We start from the raw sequence: 3,824 nt of genomic DNA on the forward strand, positions 1-3,824 counted from the left end.
CGGCGCGGCGAAGCCTCCACGCGGCGCGTCGCCGCGCATGCCTCCTCATGATCCGTTCCGCCGTTCGCGTTCCCCGGGAGAGCGGAAAGACGCTTCGGCATGTCGGTATTCCGGTGTTTCGGTGTGTGGATCCTCAGTTTCTTCCCGGGTGCACGAACTTGGATGTGTCGAGAGCCTTGGTCGCAGCCCAGATTCTGTCACCGGCCTTTTTCTTCCGGGCCTTGTTTATCGCGGCCTCGTAGCGTTTGAATGGGGTCTGCGCGTCTCTGAACGGGTTCCTGTCTCGGCTGAAGTAGCGGTCGATGCCCTTGGCCTCGTCCTCGGTGACCACGGCGACCCGGTAGTTGTTGCGCAGGTAGGCTCCGGCCTCCCTCCTCCAATCCGTGCCGTTCTTGGTGGTGTCGGCCTTCTCGATCTCGAGCAGGCATTGCCACAGTTGTTTGATCGGGGTGACGTGCTCGAGGTGGAGGCCCTTGACATTGTTGTTTCTCTTGAATGTGTTGAACGCCTGGCTGGACCAGGGGATGTCCAGCAGCTTCGATCCGAAGTCGATGGGCTGCAACAGTCCCGCGGTCTGCTCGTAGTGGAAGCCCGTGCGGGGTTTCTCCCAGAAGGAGACGAGCACCTGACGTTCGATCGACGGTCTGGTCCTATCGTATGTGCCACCGGTCGTCTGCCGTCTGATCGCCGCATCCAGTCTCACGAACCTGCGGATGTTGTCCAAATCGGCATCGTTGGCGGCGGACTGGGCGAGGCCATCCAGCTTTCCCGCATCCATGTACTCCAGCACGTCCACATAGTCCATCATTCCGAGCGCTCCTTTCCTGTCACGCACGCCAGCCCTTGTTCGTCTCCGAAGCGTACACGCCTCAGGTTTCGGTTTTCCGCCGCCGGTTTTTCAAACACTTTGCCTTTCCCGTCATGGTTATGGTCCCTCTTGTAAACGGATGCGGATGCGTGTGGCCGGTCGAGGCCGGTCGGGAAGGAATCATGATGGCGAGATCGCGTTCAAGGTCGGCAAGGTCGGGAAACGTCACACCCGTTCCATCGGGCGGCACCGCGGCATCTGCGGCGTTGTTCGACGCGCAGGTGATGGAGACGATATCCCGCAAGCCTGTGGCGAGGCCCGTGCCCGTGGCGTCCGACCGGGGTGAATCCGAAGCGCCCTCGGGTTTCGGGGCGCGTCTGCTCGCATGGGTGAAGGGGATCGGGGCCTGAGGGGCCTCGTGGTTTCAAGGTTCCGTCATGCCGATTATGCCGATGTGTGTGGAGGTTGCCGATAGTGGCGTTGGTGAGGGGTGAGTGCGCGGACTTCCCGTTGCGTTGGGCCGACCGTATGTGGGGGCCGGAGAGCCTGCCGAACGCGCACGACCAGTACGAGATGCGGCGTGCCGCGGTGAAGATCTGCGAGGCATGCCCGGTGAAGGCCGAATGCCTGGCGTTCGGGATACTGGCCGGCGAGCAGTCCGGCATCTATGGGGGATTGCCGTTGCGCGCCAGGCGCGTGGTGCTGCGCATCGCGCGCGAGGCGGGGCTGCGGTGCGATCCGACCGACCCGACCGCGCAGCCGCGGCTCGCCAGATACATTCGCTCGAATCCCGAGATCGTGGTCGCGGCCAGGGAACACGAGGCCAAACGCCATCACGCTGAGCTGGCGGACGAACGCCGGCGACGGTGGCGGGAGTCGAAGCGTTCCGCGGCGGATGATCCGTCCGGCAAGAGCGGGTCCGGCGGCGAGTAGACGGCCTGCCCCGTCGCTTCCGCGCCGCCAAGGCATGATCGGACTATCGTTCCCGCTGATAGGAGGTTGCCGCATGGCTGATAGGGAGACGGCGCTGGCCGTGTTCGAGTTCATCGATTCGCTGCGTTCGGAGCAGTACAGGATAGGCGATCCGACGAGGGACGGCGCGGTGGCCGAGATGCTGGCCCACCTGTCTGATGACGCCGCCCTGCGCGACGCGGCGTGCGCGAAGCTCATCTCGCCGGGTTTGGAGCGCATGAGGTTCATGCTGGTCGCGAACCATGACCCGAACGCCCTGCCCCTGTTCGCCTCCACATCGCGCAAGCTCTGGTATCAGGCGGACTACAACGTGCGGGAGATCGCGAACAGCGAGTTCCATCAGGACGTTCCCGCGCTTCTTTGGAGACTGTCGAACTGCCTGCGCGATCCGGAACGCCGTGTGGGGGTGCTGGAGGCGGCCGCGTACATGAGCTTCATGCAGGGCGACGACGAACGCGTGTTCTCCGGCCATCTGGGCCGCCTGGCCGCGGTTTCCCCGCAAGGCGAGGTCACGCGCTGCCTGATGGACGCCCACGATCACGGCCAGGCTCCGGCCTGGCTCATGGAACGGTCCCGGACGATGAACGCATCCGAGAGCGAATCCGTGAACGAGTCCGATCGTCCGGGCCTGATGCGGCGTCTGTTCAACCGATGAACGCATCCGACCCCTGGGAGCTGGGCCCGATCATCCCCGGCGCGGATCCGGTGATCCGCATCCCGGCAGGGGAGGAGTCCACGGCAGACGGCGATGATGCCGGCAAGGGGAGCCGCGTCGTCGCCTCCGACGGTGTGAAGCAATCGGGGAAGCCCGATGCCGATCCCTGGGAGATCGGGCCGTTGCCATCCTCCCCGCAATCCGCCGATCGGACCGTCGTCATGGAGCCGGTGGAACCGATTACGGCCACGGCGCGCATCGTCCTGCCGGACTCCGCGGCCCCGGACACGGGGGATTCCATCGAATCCGTTCTCGAATCCGTGAGCGAGCCTGCCGGATTCCCGGATGATTTCCCGAACGCATCCCCCTCGTGGAACATGAGACGGATCGCAATCATGGCGGTCGTGCTCGTGGCCGTCTCGCTCACGGTCCCGCTCGCCGGGTTCGCGTGGCACGCCCACGAGTCGGCGGTCGCCGCAAAAGCCGTCGAGGAGGCGGCCGCGCGATGCGAAACCGCACGCGAAACGGCCGTCCGTGCCGCAGACGGGCTCGATGGATATCTGGCGGGCGAACGGTTCGGGAACGCGTCCAAGGTGACGGCCGGCCAGGTGGAGGACCCACGGACCGTGGCCGCCTTAAGGAAAATCACGGACGGGCTCCCCGACGAATCGGAGCCGTTGGCATCCTGCGACGCGGAATCCGAGGAAGCGCTGGAGCATGCCGAGCAAACCCTGAAGGCCATCGCGGATCGTGATGCCTCGGACCTCAGGAAGCTGAGGAAGGCGGTCGGCAAGGTGCTCGAATCGAGACTGGCGCGCACGAGGGCCGAGGCCGAGGAGCTGTACTCCTCGTCCGAGGGAAAGGTGGCCGACGATTCGTCGCGCGCCACGCTGCGCGAGGCCATCGACGCGTCCGACGAGACCGCCATGACGAAGGCCATGAGCATGGTCAGGGAATCCATCGACGCGAAGAACCGCGCCGACGCCGAGGCCGCGGCAGCCGAATCGCGGACGGATCCGCAGCCCTCAGCCGGACAGCCGGCGCAGCAGGGGCAGACCCGCTCCCAGTCGAACGGCGGCTCCTCGTGGCGTTCCGGTTCCTCCGGCTCCTCGACGGGTTCGGGATCCCAAGGCTCGTCGGGCTCACCGGATTGGTCGGTGCCGTCGGAGCCGGACCCGTCGCAGTTCCCCGACAACGATCCGGGAATCTAGATTCAAAAGGAAAGGCAGCATATTCATGGAACTGACCACGCTGATACCCGCGTTCGACGCGCCGGCCACGGAACGCGTGTGGCTGGTCGCCGCGCATGGAGGCGCGGGATGCACCACGATCCGCCATTACGCGCCGGAACGGTTCGCCGATGCCGGCCGCGCGCTGCCGGTCAGCCGC

The 3,824-nt window shown here is 65.7% G+C and carries 4 protein-coding genes; 3 read left to right on the forward strand and 1 reads right to left on the reverse strand.

Annotated elements, in window-relative coordinates; all coding sequences use genetic code 11:
* Positions 1-133 precede the first annotated feature (133 nt).
* A complete protein-coding gene (locus BISA_RS11705; protein WP_033892171.1) occupies positions 134-808 on the reverse strand; it encodes a hypothetical protein in 675 nt (224 codons plus the stop codon).
* Between the two features lie 528 nt (positions 809-1,336).
* Between BISA_RS11705 and BISA_RS11715 the strand changes: the two genes are divergently transcribed.
* From BISA_RS11715 to BISA_RS11725, 3 genes are all read left to right on the forward strand, one after another.
* Complete coding sequence (locus tag BISA_RS11715; protein WP_051917584.1) at positions 1,337-1,741, forward strand: WhiB family transcriptional regulator; 405 nt, start codon at positions 1,337-1,339, stop codon at positions 1,739-1,741.
* 73 nt (positions 1,742-1,814) lie between these two features.
* Positions 1,815-2,435, forward strand: a complete 621-nt coding sequence (locus BISA_RS11720; RefSeq protein WP_033892175.1) for a hypothetical protein — start codon at positions 1,815-1,817, stop codon at positions 2,433-2,435.
* On the forward strand, positions 2,432-3,646 hold the full coding sequence (locus BISA_RS11725) for a hypothetical protein (protein ID WP_051917583.1): 1,215 nt from the start codon (positions 2,432-2,434) through the stop codon (positions 3,644-3,646). Before BISA_RS11720 ends, BISA_RS11725 begins: the two co-directional genes overlap by 4 nt.
* Positions 3,647-3,824 lie beyond the last annotated feature (178 nt).

It is taken from the genome of Bifidobacterium saguini DSM 23967, assembly GCF_000741715.1.
Classification (GTDB): domain Bacteria; phylum Actinomycetota; class Actinomycetes; order Actinomycetales; family Bifidobacteriaceae; genus Bifidobacterium; species Bifidobacterium saguini.